This window comes from Mesorhizobium sp. M0500 (assembly GCF_040321165.1).
In the GTDB taxonomy this organism is placed as follows: Bacteria; Pseudomonadota; Alphaproteobacteria; order Rhizobiales; family Rhizobiaceae; genus Mesorhizobium.
In genome coordinates, this window is sequence record NZ_JAMYRB010000065.1 from 1 (window position 1) to 3,321 (window position 3,321).

At 59.3% G+C, this 3,321-nt stretch carries 3 protein-coding genes; all 3 read right to left on the minus strand.

Annotated elements, in window-relative coordinates; genetic code table 11:
* Positions 1-222: 222 nt before the first annotated feature.
* Entirely contained in the window at positions 223-519 is a 297-nt protein-coding gene (gene groES / locus NKI70_RS33655; RefSeq protein ID WP_352458515.1) for a co-chaperone GroES, read from the minus strand.
* 1,051 nt (positions 520-1,570) lie between these two features.
* Entirely contained in the window at positions 1,571-1,867 is a 297-nt protein-coding gene (locus NKI70_RS33660; protein WP_352578175.1) for a hypothetical protein, read from the minus strand.
* Positions 1,868-2,970: 1,103 nt separating this feature from the next.
* A complete protein-coding gene (locus tag NKI70_RS33665) occupies positions 2,971-3,207 on the minus strand; it encodes a hypothetical protein (protein ID WP_352726421.1) in 237 nt (78 codons plus the stop codon).
* Positions 3,208-3,321 lie beyond the last annotated feature (114 nt).

The window sequence follows — 3,321 nt, forward strand, 5'->3', positions numbered from 1 at the left end:
CGTCCTTGGTGATGCGCGGTGCGCCGAACGACTTGTCGATGACGACGTTGCGGCCCTTGGGGCCGAGCGTGACCTTCACCGCGTCTGCGAGGATGTTGACGCCGCGCAGCATGCGCTCACGAGCGTCACGGGAGAATTTTACGTCTTTGGCAGCCATTTTTTACTCCTGGGCATTTCGCCCGAAATTCAGATTGGATGGTGCGGATGAAAGGCGGCGGCGTGTCAGCCGATGACGCCCATGATATCGGCTTCCTTCATGATCAGAAGGTCTTCGCCGTTGAGCTTGACTTCGGTGCCCGACCACTTGCCGAACAGGATGCGGTCGCCGGCCTTGACGTCCAGCGGGACGAGCTTGCCGACCTCGTCACGGGCGCCGGAACCGACGGCGATGATCTCGCCTTCCTGCGGCTTTTCCTTCGCCGTATCGGGGATGATGATCCCGCCGGCGGTCTTCGCTTCGGACTCGACCCGGCGAACGACCACGCGGTCATGCAGCGGCCGGAAATTCGACTTTGCCATTTTTGGATTTCCCTGGTGCGGATGTTGAACGGTTCTCCGTTGCCGGAGCGTGGTTAGCACTCACCAGAAGCGAGTGCTAACGCGGCAGTGAGATAGGCCGTAGGCTCCTGCTAGTCAAGACGGAAGAGGGACGGGCGAAGAGCAAAAGAGCGTGGAAGCACCGAGCCTTTTACGTGAACGACGTCGGAGATAGGACATGGATGAGGCGGCTCACCATTTGTAATTGAAGGCTTTATTCATTTGGCACGATCGGTGCAGCGGATGATCCGCAAACGTTGCGCGCGACCGATATAATGAGAGGTGAGCGCCATCAGGATTCCCGCGTTAACGGTCCACTCGGTCTTTACGGTGTGGCCGCCGCGCGGGCGCCAGGACTCCGGCCACCCGATAGTCACCGCAAGAACTGGCTGCGCATCGCCGCTGAAGGCGCCAGGATGGACATTCTGCTGAATTTACCTGCGGCGCTGTTTCATGGACGCGCGCTTGGGCCCCCATTTTCTATTGCCCGCCTCGGCTCATGCGGGGCGTGGCGTTCTGGGAGGATTTGCTCACCATGGTTCATAGTGGCGGCGCATACGTCCGGTGAGCGCCTCACCTGAGGCTACATGGCGGTCGTGGAGATTGCCTCAGAAGCGGCGCCCAATCGGAAACCTTAGCACCTCCGCGTTTTGGCGTGGCTGCTTGAACTCTTCGACGGCAACCGCCTCAATTAACAGGTCCAAGGCTTAGCGTCCCCTTCGACTCATCGGGTCATCGCCACAAAGGTAGTCATACGCTCGATCTAAATGCACTCGGGCGGCTCCGCAAAATGCAGCACGATCTGTCGGCGCGCACGGAACTCGCCTTGGAAGCGAGGCTGCGCCTTCGCGCGAAAACCGCCCAACATCTTCACTCCCTCAGCCAGAACCGGGAATATCTCGTGACCCGTTACGGCCCGGAGCTGGCTGCAACCGCCTCGCAGATAAACCGGCTTACCGCTACTCTGGACGAGGTGGCGGCAAAGTTGACCATATTGATCGGCTTGTCCTCAACTTTGCCGCAGCCGTCGGTCTTACGCCGAAGACCTCGCCTTGATGCGCGCGATGCTGTCGGGATCCGAGACGAAGTCATCGAGGAAGTCGCTCCACTTTTCGGCCGAGCGGCGAGCATGGGTAAGCATCTGTGTTAGCTCGTCAATGCCGTCGTCGGTGAGAGCGGTTATTGCCTTCTCCGTACCGTCATGGACACTGATGATACTGCCAGAGCTGAGATTGTCATCGTTGCTGACGATCGCCTGAAGGAGCTCGAGATCCTCCCCGATCATTTGCGAAACGTGGTCGATTGTGAAGACGTGGGTTATTGTCGGCATCAAGCGGCCTCGGCGTAGGTCACGGTGACAGGTATCCAACTCCAGGGAAGAGTTTCGTCAAGGTTGATGCGAAGTCAAAGGTGTCCAGCCGTCTTCTGCCAGTGCGCCACGGCTCTCGGGCGTCTATATAACCTCGGCATGGAAATTGCGCCGACACTCAAACGTGCTTGAACGCGCGCACCTTCGCTACCTGTGCACTTGCACAGGTTGTAGGCAGGCCTGCCGAAGGCGCGGATCGAGTGTTCCTGCGCATTTGTTCATTGTTGGCACCCCGGACACTCAACCGTGTTGCTAGAACAACCCACCTGCTCCGTTCCAACAGCAGCATTGGCCACCGGAACGCTCCCCTTGCGCGCACTGAAAGGCGATGCCGGCGCTCAGGCAGTCGGAGTCAGTCATGCCGAGGCGCCATTTCCTTTTCCTCTCAAGTCGCTCGAGCCGCACGCGCTCTATTCGCTCTGGAGTCCAGTAGGTTGGGTCGCGGTTGGCTCGATCGGGGGTCCGGCGTCTTTCAATTTAGCTATAGGCTAGGAAAAGCTCCTTAGATCCCGCAGTCAGGAGTCCACCAATCGGTCGAGATGGCTGCGAACCGCGTTGCGGGCGGGATTGGGTGCTCCGACGGATCGATACCCAATACCTGCGCCATTTCTTCTTCGATGGCATATTGTCGCCCCTAGCTAACTAAGTGGTGTGGACAAACCTGATCCACACGACCTAGCGCGATTGGAGCCAACCGGCCTGGGACCTGGCGGCCGGCCTCTGGCTCTACGCCGCAAAGATCGGGGCCGATTCCGCGCGTCTGCATCGAATGACGGAAGTCAAAGGTGGTCTCGGAACGGGGTGCTCGGCATTTATGATCCGACCGAGCGCCAGCGAGTGACCCGTCGGCGGGCTCGACGGCGGCATCATGTCAGGGGACTTCGGCCTCCAGCCGCGCGAGGAATGCCGAGACCTCGGCGTCGATGTCGATCGGTTCAGTCACCGTGGGTGACATCCTAGCTACTCCCCCGATCATCTCCGATTTAATTCAGATTTGTCTGTAGATATTGACGATTGCGCGACCTTCACCTCGTAGACGGCAATGCGGGCAGTTAGAGAGGGTCCTATGACAAGCGATTTTTCCGCTGATTGGGGCTGTGCCCACGGTGGAGCAAAAGCGCGGTCAGATAGAGTTCGATCGCATGGATTGCCGACAATCTGAACGGCGCTCGAGTGAGCGGCTTGCCTGGCCGGCCGAGCCGAAGCAGCAGGGTTGCCGCCTTGCGGTACTCTTCCGCAAGCTCGTGGATCTGCAGCGGGAAGGCTAGCTCTCCTGGGTATTTTCGTTCTTCAATCTCCATTCATGCAATTAAAATGCCACGCAGAAGTTGATCGTGTCCCAGGGAGTGGTGTAGCTGACGGCTCGGTCGCCGCGCTCTCCGGCATGGGGCCGGGGTGATCAGCGTGCCACGGCT